The 20,707-nt window shown below is 69.8% G+C and carries 16 protein-coding genes; 3 read left to right on the forward strand and 13 right to left on the reverse strand.

Annotated elements, in window-relative coordinates; translation table 11 throughout:
- Positions 1–71 precede the first annotated feature (71 nt).
- The gene (locus tag ABDW59_RS20870) at positions 72–1,019 is read right to left on the reverse strand and encodes a LysR family transcriptional regulator (RefSeq protein WP_343632715.1); all 948 of its coding nucleotides are present in this window, start codon (positions 1,017–1,019) and stop codon (positions 72–74) included.
- 212 nt (positions 1,020–1,231) lie between these two features.
- On the opposite strand from ABDW59_RS20870, the gene xdhA reads away from it, so the two are divergent.
- Together xdhA and xdhB are read left to right on the forward strand one after the other, a co-directional pair.
- Positions 1,232–2,845, forward strand: coding sequence for a xanthine dehydrogenase small subunit (xdhA, locus tag ABDW59_RS20875; protein ID WP_343632717.1), 1,614 nt, complete (start codon positions 1,232–1,234; stop codon positions 2,843–2,845).
- 20 nt (positions 2,846–2,865) lie between these two features.
- Entirely contained in the window at positions 2,866–5,205 is a 2,340-nt protein-coding gene (xdhB, locus tag ABDW59_RS20880; RefSeq protein WP_343632745.1) for a xanthine dehydrogenase molybdopterin binding subunit, read from the forward strand.
- A gap of 218 nt (positions 5,206–5,423) precedes the next feature.
- On the opposite strand, the gene ABDW59_RS20885 is transcribed toward xdhB, so the two are convergent.
- The 9 genes from ABDW59_RS20885 to ABDW59_RS20925 form a co-directional block, all read right to left on the reverse strand.
- Entirely contained in the window at positions 5,424–8,441 is a 3,018-nt protein-coding gene (locus tag ABDW59_RS20885) for a DUF3857 domain-containing protein (RefSeq protein WP_343632719.1), read from the reverse strand.
- Between the two features lie 154 nt (positions 8,442–8,595).
- Complete coding sequence (locus ABDW59_RS20890) at positions 8,596–9,471, reverse strand: HDOD domain-containing protein (protein ID WP_343632721.1); 876 nt, start codon at positions 9,469–9,471, stop codon at positions 8,596–8,598.
- A 36-nt stretch (positions 9,472–9,507) separates the two neighbouring features.
- Positions 9,508–10,272, reverse strand: coding sequence for a Crp/Fnr family transcriptional regulator (locus ABDW59_RS20895; protein ID WP_343632723.1), 765 nt, complete (start codon positions 10,270–10,272; stop codon positions 9,508–9,510).
- A 494-nt stretch (positions 10,273–10,766) separates the two neighbouring features.
- The gene (locus ABDW59_RS20900; protein ID WP_343632725.1) at positions 10,767–12,128 is read right to left on the reverse strand and encodes a glycerate kinase; all 1,362 of its coding nucleotides are present in this window, start codon (positions 12,126–12,128) and stop codon (positions 10,767–10,769) included.
- 26 nt (positions 12,129–12,154) lie between these two features.
- Complete coding sequence (locus tag ABDW59_RS20905; RefSeq protein ID WP_343632727.1) at positions 12,155–13,066, reverse strand: 2-hydroxy-3-oxopropionate reductase; 912 nt, start codon at positions 13,064–13,066, stop codon at positions 12,155–12,157.
- A 24-nt stretch (positions 13,067–13,090) separates the two neighbouring features.
- Positions 13,091–13,876 (reverse strand): 2-dehydro-3-deoxyglucarate aldolase, encoded by a 786-nt coding sequence (garL, locus tag ABDW59_RS20910; protein WP_343632729.1) that lies wholly within the window; start codon positions 13,874–13,876, stop codon positions 13,091–13,093.
- A gap of 19 nt (positions 13,877–13,895) precedes the next feature.
- A complete protein-coding gene (locus ABDW59_RS20915) occupies positions 13,896–14,885 on the reverse strand; it encodes a tripartite tricarboxylate transporter substrate binding protein (protein ID WP_343632731.1) in 990 nt (329 codons plus the stop codon).
- Between the two features lie 77 nt (positions 14,886–14,962).
- Positions 14,963–16,249, reverse strand: coding sequence for an enolase C-terminal domain-like protein (locus ABDW59_RS20920; protein ID WP_343632748.1), 1,287 nt, complete (start codon positions 16,247–16,249; stop codon positions 14,963–14,965).
- Between the two features lie 70 nt (positions 16,250–16,319).
- Complete coding sequence (locus ABDW59_RS20925; RefSeq protein WP_343632733.1) at positions 16,320–17,306, reverse strand: tripartite tricarboxylate transporter substrate binding protein; 987 nt, start codon at positions 17,304–17,306, stop codon at positions 16,320–16,322.
- 287 nt (positions 17,307–17,593) lie between these two features.
- Here ABDW59_RS20925 and ABDW59_RS20930 point away from each other — a divergent pair, with 287 nt between their 5' ends.
- Positions 17,594–18,103 (forward strand): hypothetical protein, encoded by a 510-nt coding sequence (locus ABDW59_RS20930; RefSeq protein WP_343632735.1) that lies wholly within the window; start codon positions 17,594–17,596, stop codon positions 18,101–18,103.
- A gap of 3 nt (positions 18,104–18,106) precedes the next feature.
- Here ABDW59_RS20930 and ABDW59_RS20935 read toward each other — a convergent pair whose 3' ends face one another.
- The 3 genes from ABDW59_RS20935 to ABDW59_RS20945 all read right to left on the reverse strand — a co-directional run.
- Positions 18,107–18,853, reverse strand: a complete 747-nt coding sequence (locus ABDW59_RS20935) for an FCD domain-containing protein (RefSeq protein ID WP_343632737.1) — start codon at positions 18,851–18,853, stop codon at positions 18,107–18,109.
- 96 nt (positions 18,854–18,949) lie between these two features.
- Entirely contained in the window at positions 18,950–19,759 is an 810-nt protein-coding gene (gene kdgR, locus ABDW59_RS20940; RefSeq protein ID WP_343632739.1) for a DNA-binding transcriptional regulator KdgR, read from the reverse strand.
- A 30-nt stretch (positions 19,760–19,789) separates the two neighbouring features.
- Positions 19,790–20,707, reverse strand: a 918-nt coding sequence (locus ABDW59_RS20945) for a polysaccharide lyase family 1 protein (protein WP_343632741.1), incomplete at its 5' end; no start/stop codon positions are given.

Consider the following 20,707-nt stretch of genomic DNA (forward strand, 5'->3'; position numbering starts at 1 on the left):
AATCAGGGAGGAGAACGAAAGGATAAGAGGACGGCGGCGCTCGGAACACGGAGCACGCGGGCGCTGCGGAATCAAGGCACCAGCTCACGGGCGACCTCGCGCACTTGCTCCCGCAGCCAGCGCAGCGGCGCGCTGTTGTGGCTGACGTCGTGCCAGAGCTGGTAATAGGTCATCGCCGGGAAGGCCACGGGGCAGCGCAGCACGGTCACCGGCAGCTGGTCGAGGAAACGGTTGCAGAACAGCCGTCCGGTGGTCAGCACCAGCAAGCTGCGCGCCACCATCTGCGGCAGCTGGCTGAAATGCGCGCCGCGTACCGCGATGCGGCGTTCCAGGCCCAGCGACGCGAGGTGCTGCTCGATCACGCCGGGCTGGCCGGGGCTCAGCGGCATCGGCGCCAGATGCTGGCAGGCGAGATAGCGCTCCTGCGTCCAGGCGCGCGGCGCCATGCGGGCGGCAGGATGGTCCTTGCTGACCAGGCAGACGACCTCGTCCACCAGCAAGCGCCCCAGGTGCAGCTCGGCGGGCGGCTCCAGCCAGTTGCCGATCACCAGGTCCACCTTGCCGCGGGCGAGCGAGGCGCGATAGTCGTACTCGGCCGTCAGCGGCTGCAGGTCCAGCTGCACGCCGGGCGCGAGGCGCTGCAACCGCGCCACCAGCAGCGGCAGGAACAGCGGATCCAGGTAATCGCTCGCGGCCAGCCGGAAGCGCAGCTGTGCGGTGGCAGGGTCGAAGCCGGTCTTGCGCAGGCGCGTGCCGAACAGCTCGTCGGCCTCGCGCAGCAGGCGTTCGGCGGGGGCGAGCAGCTCCAGCGCCGTCGCGGTGGGCGTCATCCCGGCACCGCTGCGCACCAGCAGCGGGTCGCCCGTCAGGGTGCGCAGACGCCGCAGCTGCGCGCTCAAGGCGGGCTGCGTGCTGCCGAGCCGCATCGCGGCCCTGGACACACTGCGCTCGGAAATCAAGGTCTGCAGCACCCGCACCAGAAGAAGGTCGATCTTGTCGAACTGGGAGTTCTGCGACATAAGAAATGGCTTATATAGGCTATACGACACATCGTATAACCATTGGCGCGTCGCAGGAGTACCGTTCCAAGTCATTGCATCCGCGCGCGATATGCGTTCGAAGGGCGTTCGACAAATGCTCGATCCGTCTCGGACGCCCGTCCCGGGCGGTGCGGTTCTTGCATTCGTCCCGACGCCATTCATTGCCCGCCTTCGACCCCGGCCAGCCGTTCATGAGCTCTCCTCGTCCGATCCGTTTCTTCCACCAGGGCCGCGTGCAGTCCGTCGAAGGCCTGCCGCCGCAGACCACGGTGCTGCAGTACCTGCGCGAGCACGCCCGCTGCGCCGGCACCAAGGAGGGCTGCGCCGAGGGCGACTGCGGCGCGTGCACCGTGCTGGTGGGCGAGCTGGACGCGGACGGCGAATCGCTGGCGCTGCGCAACGTCAACGCCTGCATCCAGTTCCTGCCCATGCTGGACGGCCAGGCGCTGCTGACCGTCGAGGACCTGGGCGGCAGCGCCGAGCGGAATCCCGTTCAACAAGCGCTGGTGGACTGCCACGGCTCGCAATGCGGGTTCTGCACCCCCGGCTTCGCGATGACCCTGCAGGCGGTCTATGAGCGCCATCAGGCCTGCGGCACGCGGCCCACGCGCCAGGACCTGGCCGACGATCTGGCCGGCAATCTCTGCCGCTGCACCGGCTACCGGCCGCTGCTCGATGCGGGCGAGCGCATGTTCGAGGGCCCCGCCCACACGCTGGACCGCGAGCCCATCGTGGCGGCGCTGCGCGCGCTGCGGGACGACCCGTCGCTGCATTACGAGGCGCGTTCCCGTGCGGGCGAGCCGCAACGAGTTCTCGCGCCGCGCACGCTGGAGGAACTCGCCGCGCTGCGCGAGGCGATGCCGCAAGCGCGGTTGGTGGCCGGCGCGACCGATGTCGGCCTGTGGGTCAACAAGCAGCAGCGCGAGCTGGGCGACGTGATCCTGACCGGGCGCGTCGAGGAGTTGCGCCGCATCGACGTCATCACCGTTCAAGCCCATGCCGCGCCGGCCAGCGTGATGAGCGCCGACGGTCACGTGTCCGTGGGCCCGGCCGTCGCGGCGCTGGCGACGCCGGCACCGCGCTCGCACACGACGCTGCGCATCGGCGCCGCCGTGCCGCTGGAGGAAGCCTGGGCCGCGCTCACCGAGCGCGTGCCGGCGCTGCGCGAGCTGTGGCTGCGTTTCGCCTCTCCCCCGGTGCGGCAGGCCGGGACCCTGGGCGGCAACGTCGCCAACGGCTCGCCCATCGGCGACGGGCCGCCCGCGCTGATCGCGCTGGGCGCGCGCATCGTGCTGCGCAAGGGCGCGACGCGGCGCGCGATGCCGCTGGAAGACTTCTATCTGGACTACATGAAGAACGCGCTGCAGGCCGGCGAGTTCGTCGAGGCTGTCGAGGTGCCCGAGCCGCCGGCCGGCACGCGGCTGCGCGGCTACAAGATCTCCAAGCGCTATGACAGCGACATCTCCGCCGTCTGCGCCGTGCTGAGCCTGCGCCTGGAAGACGGCGTCGCGCGCGACGTGCGCTTCGCCTTCGGCGGCATGGCGGCGACGGTGAAGCGCGCGCCCAAGGCCGAAGCCGCCGTCAACGGACGGGCCTGGAACGAGGCCGCGCAAGCCGCCGCGGCGCAGGCGCTCGCGGAGGACTTCCGCCCGATGACCGACTTGCGCGCCAGCGCCGACTACCGCCTGCGCGTCGCGGCCAACCTGATCCGACGCTTCTGGCTGGAGACACGGGCCGATGCGCCGATCGCGGCCGCGTCGGCCAGCGTCTGGCAGGCGGTCAACCTGCAGCGGAGCGTCGCATGAACAAGCCCGCCGAGTGGCCGATGGAACGCGCCATCGACCCCGCCGCCGCCGTGGCGGCTCAACCGCAGGTCGGCGTGAGCCGCGCCCATGAATCCGCTCACCTGCATGTGAGCGGCGAGGCCGTCTACATCGACGACATCGCCGAGGCGCAAGGCACGCTGCATGCGGCGCTGGGCCTGTCGCCGATCGCGCACGGGACACTGCAATCGATCGATCTCGAGCTGCTGCGGCGCCAACCCGGCGTGGTGGCGGTGCTCACCGCGGCCGACGTGCCGGCCGAGAACAACTGCGGGCCCCTGCTCCACGACGATCCCATCCTGGCGGACGGCGAGCTGCGCTATGTCGGCCAGCCGGTCTTCGCGGTGATCGCCACGGATCGGGAGCTTGCGCGTCGCGCCGCCGCGATGGCCAAGCAGGTCATCGTCACGGCGCCGCTGCCCGCGGTGCTGACCGCGCGCGAGGCCCATGCCATCGGCCAGTACGTGATTCCGCCCATGCACCTGACGCGCGGCGAGCCCGCATCGGCGCTGGCCGCGGCGCCGCATCGGCTCGACGGCGAGTGGGCCGTGGGCGGGCAGGAGCAGTTCTATCTGGAAGGCCAGATCAGCTACGCGCTGCCGCAGGAGAACCAGGCGCTGCTGCTGCATTGCTCGACCCAGCATCCGTCGGAGATGCAGCAGCTGGTCGCGCATGCGATGGGCTGGCAGGCGCACCAGGTCACGGTGCAATGCCGGCGCATGGGCGGCGGCTTCGGCGGCAAGGAGTCGCAATCGGCGCTCTTCGCCTGCGTGGCCGCGATCGCCGCGACCCAGCTGCGCCGACCGGTGAAGCTGCGCGTGGATCGCGACGACGATTTCCTCGTGACCGGCCGCCGGCATGGTTTCGATTACCGCTGGTCGGTGGGCTTCGACGACGAGGGCCGCATCCTCGCGGCGGAGATCGATCTGATCTCCAACTGCGGCCACAGCGCCGACCTGTCGGCGCCGGTGATGGCGCGGGCGCTCTGCCATTTCGACAATGCCTACTGGCTGCCGCATGTGGACATGCATGGCTACTGCGCCAAGACCAACACGCAGAGCAACACGGCCTTCCGCGGCTTCGGCGGCCCGCAGGGCGCGCTGGCGATCGAGATGATCGTCGACGGCATCGCGCGTCGGCTGGGGCTGGACGCGCTGACGGTGCGGCAGCGCAATTTCTATCGTGAGGGGCAAGACGTGACCCCCTACGGCCAGCGGGTCGAGGACAACCAGCTGGGTCCGTTGACGGATGAGCTGATCGAGACCTCCGGGTACCACGCGCGGCGCGCGGCGATCACGGCGTTCAACGCGTCAAGTCCGGTGCTGAAGAAGGGCCTGGCGCTGACGCCGGTGAAGTTCGGCATCTCGTTCAACGTGGTTCACCTCAACCAGGCGGGGGCGCTGGTGCATGTCTATGTCGACGGCTCGGTGCTGGTGAACCACGGCGGGACCGAGATGGGTCAGGGGCTCAACACCAAGGTCGCGCAGGTGGTGGCGCATGAGCTGGGCGTTCTCGCGGGCGCGGTGCGGGCCAGCGCGACGGACACGAGCAAGGTGGCCAACACCTCGGCCACGGCGGCGTCGACGGGCTCGGACCTGAACGGCAAGGCCGCGCAAGATGCGGCGCGCAAGATCAAGCGGCGGCTGATGCCGCTGGCGGCGAGGCTGCTGAACTGCGGGGAAGACGAGTTGGTCTTCGATGGCGGCGAGGTGCGGGGGGGGGGCCGGGCCGTCGGCTTCAAGGAGCTGGTGGGCAAGGCGTATCTGGAGCGGATTCAGCTCTGGAGCGACGGCTTCTATGCGACGCCGGGGCTGCATTGGGACCGGGCGAAGCTGCAGGGCAAGCCCTTCTACTACTACGCATTCGGCGCGGCGGTGGCGGAGGTGCTGGTGGACACGCTGACCGGCGAGACCCGCGTGCTGCGGGCGGACGTGCTGCATGACGTCGGGCGGTCCTTGAATCCGGCGCTGGACATCGGGCAGGTCGAAGGTGCGTTCGTGCAGGGACAGGGATGGCTGACCAGCGAGGAGCTGGTGTGGCATCCGCAGTCCGGGCTGCTGCTGACGCATGCGCCGAGCACGTACAAGATTCCGACGGCGAATGACATGCCGCGCGATTTCCGCGTGGCGCTGTTCGACGCGCCGAATGCGGCGGACAGCATCCATCGGTCGAAGGCGGTGGGGGAGCCGCCGTTGCTGCTGCCGTTCTCGGTGTTGCTGGCGATCAAGGACGCGGTCGCGGCGTGTGGGCCGGAGCGTTGCGATCCGCCGTTGAGAGCGCCGGCGACGCCGGAGGCGGTGCTGGATGCGGTGGAGGCGGTCACGCGAAAGATGCTGCCTTGAGCCCCTCGCCCGCTTGCGGGAGAGGGGTTGGGGTGAGGGCGGTGGCACACCAGAGCGCTTTTCGAAGCAAGGACTGATGCGAAGAGGGCTCGCTGCCTGCACCGGCCCTCACCCCAACCCCTCTCCCACTTCATGGGAGAGGGGCTCTCAGGGCCCTCACGCACTTCATGGGGAGGGCTCTCAGGGCCCCTCACCGCTTCAGGGGCGAGGAGCAACGCTCAGCGCGTCTTCAACTCCTGCTTCGCGATCGTGAACTCCCGATACGGCACCGCCTGCGTCCCGACCACGCGCTCGAACCAAGGCTTCGCCTCGTCCCGCCGACCCTGCGTCAAGAACGACTGCCCGATGTAGAAGTACGCCTCCGCCAACCGCAGCCGCTCCGCGTCAGACTCCGCCCGCGCCGTCTTGATCAACGCATCCCGATCAATCCGCCCGGCCAGGAAGCGCACCAACGATCCCGCCCAGGTGGTATCGCCCTCGCGCACTTCACCCGCCAACATCGCGCGCCCGCTCCCCACCTGCCGGCGCTCCATCGCGATGGCCAGCCACAGCAGCCCGAAGCTGCGTTGCTCCCCGCTCGTCGCCTCCGTGAAGCGACGCAAGGACCGCTCCGCCTCCTCATACCGTCCCATCTGCAGCTGCGTGATCCCCAACCAGGACTCGCTGCCCTTGCGCGTGGCCGACTTCTCCAGCTGCTGGAAGCTCCCCGCGGCCTCTTCCAGCCGCCCCAACCCGAACAACGCCACGCCTCGCGCCTCGATCGCCGCTTCGTCGGTCGCATCGATGGCCAGCGCCGCATCCGCATCCTGCAAGGACGCCTCGAACTCCCCGAGATGGTTGGACATCATGGCCCGCTCCGACAGCGCCGCGCGCGCCATCGCGCTGCCGGCCGGCACCTTGGACAGCAGCGCCGCATCGCGCGCCCGGCTCGCGTTGCTGATCACCGCCAGCCGCGCCAGGCCGTCCGGCTTGCCCCACTTCTTCATGTCATCCGTCACCAGCGTGACCACCCGCGCCTGCTCGCTCTTGCTGAGCAGCGAGAAGCCCACCGTCGAGCCCACCGTCTGCCGCGCCCGCAACACCGCTTGCCGGTACGCGTCCATCTCGCCCGGCAACACCTGATCGCTGCGGCGCTCATAGCGGCTGATCAGCGTGACCACGCGATCCTGCACCTCCGACTTCACCGACAGCCCGAAATGGCTGTCGCCCGCCTGCCGCGCCGGCGAGGGCTGGATGTCCAGCGGCACCGGCGAGGTCACCGTCACCCGCGACTCCGCCACCAGCGGCTGGTCGATCAGATACGGGGTGCGCCGGGTCGCCTCCGGCGGGCCGGTCATGAAGTCCAGGAAGGCCATCTGCGGCAGGGTCAGCCGCATCGAGGCCGCGCGCAGCTCGCCGGGCATCGGCGACTCGAAACGCAGCTTGACGCTGAGCTCGTTGCTCTCCCGGCTGTCCGCGAGCTCGGGCGCGCCCACCGGCTTGAGTCCCGGGTACTGGCGCACGTAGGCGCCGCCCAGCATCTCGCCGATGCGCTCCATGCCGGCGTTGGCGACGTAGGCGCGCCAGCGCTCCGCCGACAGGCCGACCATGGTCATGGATACCGACAGCGCCGGCGTGCGGCTCAGGTCGGACAGGTCCCAGTCCTCGCGCTGACGGACCTCGTCACGGGCGAAGGCCGGCGGTGAGATCGCCTGCGGTCCCTGGCCCGCGCCCACCACCAGCACCTGGCCGTAGGGGAAGTAGCCGCGGCCGCGCAAGCTCAGGCCCTGACCGTTCATCGTCGGGTCGAGGAAATAGGTCTGATCGCCGACGACCACGCGGGTGATCACATGGTCGAACTGGTCATGCGTCGGCAGGTAGTCGCCGATGCCGCGGTTGCGCAGCATCGACACCAGCGCCGGCTTGGCGTCGAAGCCCAGGCCCGTCAGCAGCGTGTTGAGCAGCAGCACCTTGTCCTTGCAGTCGCCCAGCCGCTCGCTGAGCGTCAGCGCCGCCGCCTTGGGCCGGTGCGAACTCTCGCCCAGGCTCATGCTGAAGTAGCGCACCTCGTCCTGGACGAAGCGCAGCACCTCGGCGACCAGTGCCTCGGGCGGCAGATCGCGGGCCTTCCAGGCGGCGATGCGCTCGGCGATCTCGCCGCTGGGCGGCGCCATCGTGAACAGGCCCTGCGCCCAGCGGTCGACCTCCTGCCAGTCGCGGTACTCGGTGAACTGCACGGCCGGATAGACCTTGAACCACGGCGGCGTGGCAACCTCGTTGGGCACCGCCGGCACGCGCTCCTGGAAGACGGTCAGCACCTCGCCGCCGCCGGGCAGCGGATCGCGGCGCACCGTCGGCGCGACCCCACTGCCATAGCCGATCGGGCGGGTCTGCAGCGCGCGGCCCTTGGGAACGAGCAGCCGCACGAAGGCGCGATCGATGGACACCTCGCGGGAGAGCTGGATCAGATCGGCGAAGCGGCCTTCGAAGATGGGGTTCTCGCCCTCGATGGAGAAGGCCAGCTCGACGGTATCGCCGACACGCACGTCGTTGAGCATCACCAGCGCGGTCCGCTGGCCGTTGAGCATCAGCTGCTCCAGGCCCTGCTCGCGGCGCATCAGCTCGATGCGCAGCGACTTGGTCCGGTCCTGGCGCTGCCCGTCACGGATGACGACGACCTGATGAATGGCCAGCTTCTGGTACTCGGGATTGAAGACGAGTTGCGGCTCGGACACCTCGCGCAGCGTGGTGCTGTCCAGCGCCTGCAGCTGCGAGCGGTAGAAGGACACCGTCGCCGTGCCGGCCAGCTGGATCTGGACATCGGTCAGCCCGATGCGCAGCGCCTTGCCGGGCGAGGCGGCCGATCCGGCCATCGGACTCGCGGCGGCGGCCGGTGCGGCGCCTAGCCCGGGCAGGCCGCCGAAACCGGGCGGCGGCGCGCTCGGCGCATTCGCGGCGCCGGTGCCCGACTGCGGCGCGGAGCCGGCGGGCGCGTCCACCACCCAGGACGGGAACGGCGCGATGCGGTAGCCGAGGTCGGCAGCGGCGTTCTTCTGACCCGGCTTCTGAGCGGCCTTCGAGGCGCCCTGCCCAGCCGCCGGCTTGGCGCCAGCGGTCGACGCGGCTCTGGAGGCGGTCGACGCCGTGGCCGGCGTGGCGGCGGTCGCGGCCGAGGCGACCAGCGGCGCCAGGCTCAACGACACGGCCAAGGAAATCAGGCCGGCACGGGCCGGCCGGCGCTTGTGGCGCAGCAGCATGACAGGAACTCCCTCGTTGTCCTCTTCGTTGCGCGCGATTGTGCGCGAGCGAAGAGGCCTTCCGCAGAGGGATTGCCGCACAGTGGCGCCGTCAGGCGGCGTTCCGCGCGTCGGATGTCTCGGTCCGTCACAGCGGCCGGGGGCCGCGGTCCCGTCACTTGAGCATCAGCTCCACGTCCTGCCCCGGATCGCCCGCCCCCTCCAGCCGCAGCCGCAGGAAGTCCAGGTCCAGGTGCAGGTGCTCGACCAGCTCCGGTACCGCCACGTTGAGCGCATCGATCGCATCGAGACCGTGATCGCCGGCATCGGCGATGACCTCGGCCAGATGCAGGATCGCGGCCAGCATGGAGAAGGGCCGCACCTCCAGCGGCGCATTGGCGTCCTTGAAGGCCTCGACCAGATCGGCCGGGAAGTGCCAGTGCGAGGCCAGCGCCGCCGTCACGTCGGCATGGGTGCAGCCAAAGCGGCTCATCTCCAGCGAGTAGCGGCTGCCCGGCTCCGAGGCGTGGGATTCCACGTCCGCGACCTGCGTGGGCTCGCTCATCGCCATCATGAGCTGGCCGGTGCGCAGCATCAGCCCGGCCAGATACGCGGTATCCGCGTCGCCCTGCAGCAGCTTGGCCAGCAGCCGCGCGTAACCGGCGGTGCGCACGCTGTGGCGCCAGAACTTCTGCCGGTCCAGTCCCTGCACCACCGGGAAGCTGCCCGAGATGCTGGCCGCCATGGCCAGATTGCGCAGCGTCTCCAGGCCCAGCGCCATCGCCGCGTCCTGCAGCGTGCCGATGGTGTGCGAGGGGCTGTAGCGCGCCGAGTTGGCCAGTCGCAGCACCTTGGCCGACAGCGTCGAGTCCTTGCCGATCAACTCGGCGATCTGGCCGAGCGAGACGCCGTCGTCATCGAGGCTGCGCAGCAGCTTGCGCCCGACCTCGGGCATCACCGGGAGCGCGGCGTGGCCGCCGAAGAAGCGCTCCGCGGCGGAACTGCCGGGGGTGACGGAACTGGACGCGGGGGGCATGCGGGCAATCGTCACGGCGGCCTCCTTTGGCGCGCGAAGGGTGCGGCGAGTCTAGACCGGCGTCCGATATCGCGCCAGCGCCAGCAGCGCCACGCGATCGAGCAGACCGATGCGATAGCCCTGGACCGCCAGGATGCCGCGGTCGGCCAGCTGGCGCAGGGTGCGGGACAGGGTCTCCGGCGAGATGGACAGTTGGGCGGCCACGTCGCGCTTGCGCTCGGCCAGCCGGATCTCGGGCTCGGCGCCGGCCTGGGCCAGCAGCCAGGCGGCGACGCGGCCGGTGGCGTCCTTGGTCGTCAGGTCGGTCATCGCGCTGTGCTTGCCGCGCAGTTGCGCCGCCACCGCCCGGATCAGCGCCTCCAGCACCGGCGGGTGACCGCGCAGCCAAGCGGCGGCGACCGCCATCGGCCATTCCATGACGAGCGCGGTGGGCGTGCCGACCTGGGCGTCCTGCTCATAGCGGCCGTCCAGCCAGGCGGTGTGCAGGTCCAGCCACTGCGGCCCGGTGAGCGAGCCCTTGCCGATGCTCACGCGGCCCTCGCACAGCGCCAGCATGGCGATGGCGTTGTCGCCGGCGCGCATGGGCTGGTCGCCGCACTGGAGCCGCTTCACCCGCGTCATCGCGGCCAGATCGGCCCAGCTGTCGGCGTCTAGCAGGACGTCGCCCAGCAAAGCGCGCCAGGGGACGGGGAAGGAGGGGGCAGGAACCAAGCCGCCGCCCTTCGGCAGGAAGGGGGAGTCGTAGGGCTCGCCTTGTGGACGGACGTGGGCGGGATCGGCGGCGGGATCGGCGGGTTCTTCGGCGTCAGGGTTCACGGGCGCTCTCACGGATTTCCGGGGAAGACGGACTGTCGCGGTAGTCGCCGGAAATTGCCTTGAGGCGCGTCAAGGTCTGGTGAAACGCTGCGTGCGCGGCGGACCCGAAGACCCTCTCCCCTGCCCTCTCCCGCAAGCGGGAGAGGGAGTTCATGCGGCAGTCTCATCCGCAAGCGGGCGAGGGAGTTCATGCGGCAGTCTCATCCGCAAGTGGGAGAGGGAGTTCATGCGGTCGTAGTCAGCGAGCCTTCTTGCTCCCTCGCCCGCTTGCGGGAGAGGGTGGGGGAGAGGGTCTTCGAGTGCCTCAGCGGGAGGCGGTGGTCCTGTCCATTCAGGAATGGCTGACGGCGAGGGCGCGCGGAAGACCCTATCCCCTGCCCTCTCCCGCTCAGCGGGAGAGGGAGCCTAGGCACCGAGCGCCTTGGCGCGAGGCACTTGTGCCCCCTCGCCCGCTTGCGGGAGAGGGCTGGGGAGAGGGTCTTTCGGCGCCGACCTCAGCGAATCAACAGCGCCCGGAAGTCGTTGACATTGGTCTGCGTCGGTCCGGTGACCAGCAGGTCGCCCAGGGCCTCGAACAGCGCATAGCCGTTGTTGGCGGCCAGCAGCTCGTTGGGCTTGAGCCCCAGCGCCCGCGCGCGCTGCAGTGTGCTGGGGCTCAGGAAGGCCCCCGCGTTGTCCTCGACGCCATCAATGCCGTCGGTGTCAGCGGCCAGCCCCCAGACAGCCTCCTGCCCATCCAGCGCGATCGCGCACGCCAGCACAAACTCCCCGGCGCGCCCGCCGCGACCCGGCTTGGAAATCAGCGTCACCGTCGTCTCGCCCCCCGACAGAATCAGACAGGGCTTGGCGAAAGGCTCCCCATGCCGCGCCACCGAGCGCGCCAGCGCCGCATGCACGCGGCCCACGTCGCGCGACTCGCCCTCGATCTCGTCCGACAGCACGTAGGTCGTGATCCCCAGCGCGCGCGCCGCCTCGGCCGCCGCCTGCAGGCTCTGCCGCGGCGCCGCGATGATGCGCTGCTCATGGCCCTCGAAACAGGCATCGCCGGGTTTGGGGGTCTCCCACTCGCCGCGTTCCAGCGCGTCGACCGCCACCTGCGGCAGCTCGATGCGGTAGCGGCGGCAGATGGCCAGGGCCTCGGCGCAGGTGGTCGCGTCGGGCACCGTCGGGCCGGAGGCGATGACCTGCGGATCGTCGCCCGGCACGTCCGAGATCATCAGCGTCAGCACCTTGGCCGGCGCGCAGGCGGCCGCGAGCCGCCCGCCCTTGATGCCCGACAGGTGCTTGCGCACGCAATTCATCTCGATGATGCTGGCCCCGCTCGCCAGCAGCGCGCGGTTGACCGCCTGCTTGTCGGCCAGCGTCAGCCCGGGCGCGGGCAGCGGCATCAGCGCCGAGCCGCCGCCCGAGATCAGGCAGATCACCTGGTCGTCGGGCGTGGGCTTGAAGTCCTGCACCAGCTGCAGCATCCGCGCCGCGGCCCGCTCGCCCGCGGCGTCGGGCACCGGGTGGGCGGCCTCCAGCATCGTGATGCGCTCGGGCCGGTAGTCCGGCGGGATGTGGGCGTAACGCGTCACCACCAGCCCCTGCAGCGGCTTGTCCTTGGGCCAGGCCGCCTCCAGCGCCTGCGCCATCGATCCCCCACCCTTGCCCGCGCCGATCACCAGCGTGCGGCCCTTGGGCGGCGGCGGCAGGTGGCCGGCGAGGATCTTCCCCGGCAGCGCCCGGTCCACCGCGACGCGGTAGAGATGCGTCAGCAGCGCCCGCGGATCGGCGAGCAGGTCCTGCGGGCTCTTGGCGCCCGAAGCGGCGGGCGCGGTGGTCGAAATGGCGGAGGCGTCGCGGGGCTGGCTCATGGGGCTGGATTCTTGGACGCCGACGCTCAGCCCGCGTCCGTAGTGCTACCGACCTCGTGGTGGGCGAGCACCTCCAGCGCACGCACCAGCGCGGAGTGGTCCAGCTGATCCCAGCCCTGCGCGGCGGCGGCCTGCATCAGCTGCGCGGTGCCGGCGGTGTTGGGCAGCGCGACGTTCATCGCCTTGGCGCTCTGCAGCGCCAGGTTCAGGTCCTTCTGATGCAGCGCGATGCGGAAGCCCGGGTTGAAGGTGCGCTTGATCATGCGCTCTCCATGGACCTCGAGGATGCGGCTGGAGGCGAAGCCGCCCATCAGCGCCTCGCGCACCTTGGCCGGATCGGCGCCGGCCTTCGAGGCGAAGACCAACGCCTCGCCCACGGCGGCGATGTTCAGCGCCACGATGATCTGGTTGGCGACCTTGGTCACCTGGCCGGCGCTGGCGCCGCCCACCAGGGTGATGTTCTTGCCCATCAGCTCGAACAGCGGCTTGATGCGCGCGAAGGTCGCTTCCTTGCCGCCGACCATGATGGACAGCGTGCCGGCCTTGGCGCCGACCTCGCCGCCGGAGACCGGCGCGTCCAGCCAGTCGGCGCCCAGCGCCTCGATGCGCTGCGCGAAGTCCTTGGTCGCGACCGGCGAGATGGAGCTCATGTCGACCACGACCTTGCCCTGGGCGCCGGACGCCAGGCCGGCGGCCACGCCGTCCGCGCCGAAGAGCACGCGCTCCACGTCCGGCGTGTCCGGGACCATGGTGAAGATCACGTCGGCCTGACGCGCGACTTCGGCCGCGCTGGCGCAGACGGTGGCGCCGGCGGCCGTGACCTCCTCGCGGACCTTGCTGCGGGTCTGGACGAAGAGCTGGTGGCCGCCTTGCGCGAGGCGCACCGCCATGGGCGCGCCCATGATGCCCAGGCCGATGAAGCCGATCTTGATGCTCATGTGAGGAACTCCTTCATCCTTCATTCACTTGTCAAACTTGTCGCGCAGGCCTTGCGACGCCGATCGGAACAGGCCCAGGTCGCTGCCGACCGCGACGAAGGTCGCGCCCTGCGCCAGGTAGCGGCGCGCGTCGGCCTCGAGCGGCGCGAGGATGCCCACCGGCTTGCCCGCGGCCTGGCAGGCCGAGAAGATCTCGGCCATCGCCGCCTGCACTTCCGGGTGGTTGGGATTGGCGATGTGGCCGTAGCCGGCCGCCAGGTCCTGCGGGCCGATGAAGACGCCGTCCACGCCCTCGACCGCCGCGATCTCCGCCACGGCGGCCACGCCGGCGCGGCTCTCGATCTGAACCATCACCGCGATCTGCGCGTTCACGTCCTGGAAGTAGCCCGGCACCGTGCCGTAGCGGTTGTTGCGCTGCGCCACCGACACGCCGCGGAAGCCCTGCGGCGGATAGCGCGTCGCGCCCACCGCGTAGCGCGCCTGATCGGCGGACTCGACGAAGGGGATCAGCAGGTTGGAGAAGCCCGCGTCCATCAGCCGCTTGATCTCGACGGCGTGGTTGGTGCTGGGCCGCACCACCGGCGCGCTGACGCTGTCCTTGAGCGCCATCAGCTGCGGGACGAAGGTGCTCACGTCGTTGGGCGAGTGCTCTCCGTCCAGCAGCAGCCAGTCGAAGCCGGCCAGGCCCAGCACCTCGGTGCTGATGGGACTGGCCAGCGAGCACCAGCAGCCGATCAGGCGCTCGCCCGCGAGCAGGCGCTGGCGGAAGCTGTTGGGGAAGGCGGAGTACGGGGTGGTGGGCGTCGGCATGGCGGCTCCTTGGGGCGGATCAATCCAGCTTCAGGCCGCTCTTGGCCACGACCGCCGCCCAGTTCTTGCGTTCCTTGTTGAAGAACGCGTCCATCTCGGCGGGATTCATGGTGCTGACCTCGGCGCCCTGCGCGGCCAGGCGGGCGCGCACGTCGGGCGAGCGGATGATGCTGATCAGCGCGGCCGACAGCTTGTCGATGTTGGCCTTGGGCATGTTGGCCGGGGCGAGGATGCCCTGCCAGGTGCCGGACTCGAAGCCGGTGGCGCCCTGCTCCGCCAGCGTGGGCACGTTGGGCAGCAGCGGCACGCGGGTGGACTTGCTCACGCCGATGACCTTGAGCTTGCCCTGCTGCACGAAGGGCAGCGTCGCCAGCATGCCGTTCATCAGCACCTGCGTCTGACCGGCAATGGTGTCGGTGACGGCCTGCGAGCCGCCCTTGTAGGGGATGTACTCCCACTTCGCGCCGGTCAGGCTGGCGACCTGGAAGCCGGCCAGATGCGGAGCGCTGCCCATGGCGGTGACGGCGAAATCGATCTTCGACGTCTTGGACAGCGCGACCAGTTCCTTCAGGTTGTTGGCCGGGACCGACGGGTGCACGACCAGCATGTGCGGCGAGTACGCCAGCATCGCCACGCCCTTGAGGTCCTTGGACGGATCGAAGGGCAGCTTGGTGTAGAGCGAGGGGCTGATCGAGAGCGCGCTGACGTCGCACAGCATGACGGTGTAGCCGTCGCTGGCCTTGGCGGTCTGGTCGGCGCCCATGTTGCCGCTGGCGCCGGGCTTGTTCTCGACGATGACGGTGGTCTTGAGGGCTTCCGACAGCAGCGGCGAAATGATGCGCGCGATGATGTCCGAGGAGCCGCCCGGCGTGTACGGGACGATGATCTTCAGCGGCTTGTTGGGCCAGGCGGCCTGGGCGAAGGCGCTGGGCGCCGCACAGGCGGCCGCGGCGGCGGCCATCGCGGCCAGCGCCAGGCGGCGCGAGGACTTCTCGTTGAATCGGGTCATGTCTCTCTCCAGATGGGTTTTCGTTCGAATCACTGGGGCGCGCCGCCGGGCCGTGCCGCGGCGGCGGCGTCATCGCTTCACCGCACCATGCAGGGCTTCTTGGGGTCGAACTTCCAGCCGGGGATCAGGTGCTGCATCGCGATCGCGTCGTCGCGCGCGCCCAGGCCGTGCTGCAGGTAGAGCTGGTGCGCGGCCTCGACGGCCGCCATGTCCAGCGCGACGCCCAGGCCCGGGGCCTTGGGCACGGCGACCTCGCCGTCGACGATGCGCAGCGGCTGCTGCGTCAGGAACTGGCCGTCCTGCCAGATCCAATGCGTGTCGATCGCGGTGAGACGGCCCGGCGCGGCGGCGGCGGCATGGGTGAACATGGCCAGCGACACGTCGAAGTGGTTGTTGGAATGCGAGCCCCAGGTCAGGCCGAAATCGCGGCAGGTCTGCGCGACGCGGACCGCGCCGGACATCGTCCAGAAGTGCGGATCGGCCAGCGGGATGTCGACCGATTGCAGGCTCAGCGCATGGGTGAACTGACGCCAGTCGGTGGCGACCATGTTGGTCGCCGTCGGCAGGCCGGTGGCGCGGCGGAACTCGGCCATCACCTCGCGGCCGGAGAAGCCCTCCTCGGCGCCGCAGGGGTCCTCGGCATAGGCGAGCACGCCGCCCAGATCGCGCAGCAGACGGATCGCGTCCTTCAGCAGCCAGCCGCCGTTGGGGTCCAGCGTGATGCGCGCGTCCGGGAAGCGCGCCTTGAGCGCCTTGATCGCCTCGACTTCTTCCTCGCCGCGCAGCACGCCGCCCTTGAGCTTGAAGTCCTTGAAGCCGTAGCGCGCCTGCGCGGCCACGGCCTGCTCGACGATGGTCTCGGGCGTCATCGCCACGTGATGGCGGACCTTGAGCCAGGCATCGGCGGCCTGGTCGCTGGCGGGCTCGTCGTCCGGCGTCCGGTAGGCCAGGCCGGTCTTCGTGCGGTCGCCGACGAAGAACAGATAGCCCAGCATCGCCACGCTGTCGCGCTGCTTGCCTTCGCCGAGCAGCTCGCAGATGGGGACTTCCAGATGCTGGCCCAGCAGGTCCAGCAGCGCGCACTCGACGGCGGTGAGGACATGGATGGTGGTGCGCAGATCGAAGGTCTGCAGGCCGCGGCCGCCGCTGTCCAGCGACTTGAACTTCTCGCGGATCTGCGCCAGCAGCGCGTTCCACTTGGCCACGGGCTGGCCGATCAGCAGCTGGCCGGCCTGCTCCAGGGTCTGGCGGATGGGTTCGCCGCCGGGGATCTCGGCGATGCCGGTGTGGCCGGCGCTGTCCTCGAGGATCAGCAGGTTGCGGGTGAAGAACGGCGCATGCGCGCCGCTCAGGTTCATCAGCATGCCGTCGCGGCCGGCGACCGGGATCGCGCGGGCGGAGGTGACGATGGGACTGCTCACGAAAGGCTCCTGCTTAGTCGGCGGTGATCTTGCGGGTCTCGATCACCTGCTTCCAGCGCGCGTACTCGGCCTTCTGGAAGGTCTGCGCCTGGTCGGCGGTGTTGGCGACGATCTCGATGCCGATGTCGGCGAACTTCTGCTTCAGCGCCGGGTCGTGCAGCGCGGCGACCAGCGCCTGCTGGATCTGCGCGCGCAGCGCCGGCGGCAGGCCCTTGGGCGCAGCCACGCCCTGCCAGGAATAGACGTCCGCGCCCTTGATGCCGGACTCCGACAGCGTCGGCACGTTGGGCAGCACGCCCGAGCGCTTGTCGCCGGTGACGGCCAGCGCGCGCAGCTTGCCGGACTGGATGTGCGGCAACACGGCATTGACGTTCTGGAAGGAGGCGTCGACCTGGGCGCCGATCAGGTCGGTGATCGCGGGGGAGCCGCCCTTGTAGGGCACGTGCAGGCCGGAGGTGCCGGTCTGCAGCCAGAAGAGCTCGGCGGTCAGGTGGTCGGAGGAGCCGTTGCCGGAGGAGGCGAAGCTGACCTTGCCGGGCGACTTCTTGAGCGCGTCGACGACGTCCTTGACGGTCTTCATCGGCGAGCTGGCGGGCACCACCAGCACGTTGGGCGCCTGGATGGCGACGGTGAGCAGGTCGATGTCCTTGAGCGCGTCGTACTGGACGTTCTTCAGCAGATGCGGCGCGATGACGAAGGGGCCGAGCGAGGACACCAGCAGGGTGTAGCCGTCGGGCGCGGCGCGCTTGACCATGGAGGTGCCGAGGGTGCCGGTGGCGCCGGGGCGGTTGTCCACGAGCACGGTCTTGCCCCATTTCTCCTGGAGCTTGGCGCCCATTTCGCGGGCCAGCATGTCGGTGGATCCGCCGGCGGGGAACGGGACCAGCAGGGTCACCGGGTGATCCGGGAAGGTGGCGGCGCCGGCGAATCCGGCGGTGAGGAAAGTGGCGCCGAGGGCGGCACCGAGCTTGACGGCCAAACGGCGGGATGCAGCGGACATGGTCTTGTCTCCGGGATGAAACCGAGGGGGCCGCTCTGTCGCCGGGATCACGCCCGTCGCTGGCAGCCTTGTTGTCAGTCATCATACAAGTCAGGTTGAAAGCCTGACAAGTTGAATGGCGAGCCGGAGGGATCGGGGAAAACACGCAGAGTCGCCGCGATGAGCGGGTCAATCGCCTATCTCTGCATGGGCCGAATCGCCACATGGCTCGCCGGCGACGCCCGCCAGCGGGCCTAGGATTTCTGGTCTGCCTGGGCGTCCTCCCGACGCCCCAACGGAGGACCGAAATGGCGAACTATCACTTCCGCGAAAGCGGGCTGGACTATGTCTGGCTGGAGAACGGCGTCACGCACTGGGACACCCCGTACGGACCGGCGACCTCGATCAAAGCGGTCGACGACCTGCTAACAAAACTGGCGCTCTACGTATCTCGCAAGCCATGGCGGTTGACTGGTCAGGAGTTCCGCTATCTGCGCTCCGAGCTGGGAATGCCGCCCGAGGACGCCGCCCAAGCGCACGGCATCAGCGAGCACCGGCTCCGTCTCTGGGAGCGTGGCCGCAGAGAGATCCCGAAGCCCCATGACATGCTTCAGCGACTGCTTCATTTGAAGGAGGTTGCTGGACACATCTCCCTGCGAACCAGCTTTGATCTGGTCAGCGTTGATCTGCCGGCCATCCAGCAGCGACTCTTCGCATCCATCGATGAGACAGGCTGGAACCTCAGAATCGTGGGGAACGACGAGGTCGAGGCGCTTGAGCGCGCCGGCGGCGAAGCCGCTGTCGAGACCTGGCCCTGACGCTCAGCGCGCTTCCTGCAACGCCTGCGCCGCGCGCCGGCGCCGCTCGCGGCTGTTGGCCAAGTGGGTCCGCATCGCGGCGCGCGCGGCCTCGGCATCACGCGCGGCGATCGCGTCGACGATGCTCTCGTGCTCGGCGTTCACGCGCAGCAGGTAGTCGCGCTGGGCCGCAGCGTCCTCGTCACCGACGGCCCGCAGGCTCGCCAGTCGAGCGCGCGGAATGCTCGGCGCGCCCAGCGTCCCCATCAGGCGCTCGAAGTGCGGATTGCCCGTGGCACGTGCGATCTCAAGGTGCAGCTGGAAATCCGCCGTCACCGCGTCGCGGCCCGCCTTGGCCGCTGCGGCGAACGCGGCCACCGCCTCGCGCATCGCGGCGAGCTGCTCATCGCTGCGCCGCTGCGCGGCCAGCGCCGCCGCCTCGGTCTCCAGACCGATGCGCAGTTCCAGCACCGCGACCACGTCGTTGAGCGTCGCCATCTGCTCCGCGCCGATGCGGAAGGGCCCGCCTTCCCCCAGCCCGAGCACGAAGGTCCCGATGCCGTGCCGCGTCTCCACCAGCCCCGCCGCCTGCAGCTTGGAAATCGCTTCCCGCACCACCGTCCGGCTGACCTCGAACTCGGCCATGATCGCCGCCTCGGTCGGCAGCTTGTCGCCCACCGCCAGCGTGCCCACACGGATGCGGTCCTCCAGCGCCTGGACAAGTCCAAGGGCCAAGGTCTTCGGGCGGGCACGGGTCAGAGAGGCGTTCATCAGGGTTCAGTTGTACGACAACATTCTCACATGCGCACGCCGCCGAATGGCGACGTCACGCTCGCGAGGAACCTGGGATTGTCCCTGCCCCGGCGATCAGGCTTTCTGATCCAGCGGGAAGCGACTGCAACCCAGCCGCGTCGAGATGTCCCGGCTCGCCGCCTGCAGCATGGCCACGACCTCGGGCGCCTTGGCCTCGTCGTAGCGGAAGGTCGGGAAGCTCACGCTCATGCCCGCGATCGGCTGACCCAGCCGGTCGAAGATGGGCACGCCCAGGCAACGGATGTGATCGTCGAATTCCTCGCGGTCCTCGCCGAAGCCCTGACCCCGCACGCGCTCGAGCTCGACCCGGAAGTCGTCCGCGTTCGTGATGGTCTTGTCGCGGAAGCGCTGGAACTCGACACCGGCCAGGATGCGGTCGCGGCGTTCCGGATGCTCCCAGGCCATCAGCACCTTGCCGATCGCCGTGCAGTGCAGCGGCGCGCGCCGCCCCACCCGCGAATACATGCCCAGCATGTGCCGCGAATCGACCTTGTGGACGTAGATGATCTCGCTGTCGATCAGCGTGCCCAGATGCACCGTCTCGCCGGTGGCGTCGGCCAGCAGTTGCATGTGGTGCTTGGACAGGTCGATCAGGTCCGGGTACTGCATCGCCTTCGCGCCGAGCTCGAAGGTCTTCATCGCCAGGCCGTAGCGCTCGCTGTCGGTTTCCTGCCGGACGTAGCCCAGCGTCTTCATCGTCTGCAGGAAGCGGTAAACCGTCGCCTTGGGCATGGCCAGGCGGACCGACAGCTCCGAGATGCCGGTGTCGCTGCGTTCCGACAGGGCCTGCAGGATGGCAAACACCTTGAGCACCGCGGCCACCGATTCGGGCTGCGACTTGCCATCGTTCAGATCGTCATCCATGCGCAACGTGTTCCAAGAGAAGGAAGGATTTCACCACAGCCGCCCCGCGCCCGCCCCCGCGCGCACCCGGGCGGCGACCTCGTTCGCGGGATCGGCCGCGAGCCGGTACGGCGGCGTCCATCCGGCCTCGGCGTCGATGCGCCGATCCGGGTTCGCGGCACGCAGGGCCCCCATCAGATCCAGCGGCTGGCCGTTGAACAGCGAGCCCCGCTCCTCGACGCGATCGCCCTTGAGCAGCCGCGCCACGCGCGAGGGCGCGATGCCGGCCGCGGCCTCCCAGACGTTGGCCTCGACGAGCAGGCTCGATTCGATGCCGATGCCCAACGAGTAGCCATAGGGATAGTCCCCGCCCGATGTCGCCAGGAAGAGGTTGTTGAGCAGGTGCACCTGGCCGTAGCGCACGCGCGGCGTACGCTCCTTGAGCTGCTCCCAGAGGTTGTGATGCAGGGTCACGCGGAGATGGCCCCGATCGTCCCGATGTCCGTCGCCGCCGCCGATCAGCATGGTCTTGTCGTGACGCCGGAAGACGTTCCAGGACACCGTCACGAAGTCCGAGCGCCGCGTGATGTCCAGCAGCCCGTCGTGGCGCTGCATGTGCTGGCCCAGCACCACCGGCTCGGCCGGATCGGGCCGCGCGCCGTCGTCGAAGTCGCAGTGGTCGACCCACACGTGGGAGGCGTCGCGCAGCGAAACGGTGTCGTACTCCGAGTTCCACTCGCCATGGCCGTTGTCGTTGGGGTCCCAGGCGGGGAAGAAGTCGTAGGCATCGGCGAAGCGCAGCCCGCGCAGGATCACTTGCGAGACCTTCTCCAGCATCAGCAAGCCGCCCTCGAAGCCCGCATCCGGCGTCACGCCGACGATCGTCGTGCGCGACGGCAGCCTCACCACGACCTGCGCCGCCTGCCGTTTCGCCGAGCGCTTGCGCGCCTCCTCCAGCGGGCCTTCCGG

Origin of the sequence: Roseateles sp. (genome assembly GCF_039595295.1) — a bacterium.
In the GTDB taxonomy this organism is placed as follows: Bacteria; Pseudomonadota; Gammaproteobacteria; order Burkholderiales; family Burkholderiaceae_C; genus Roseateles.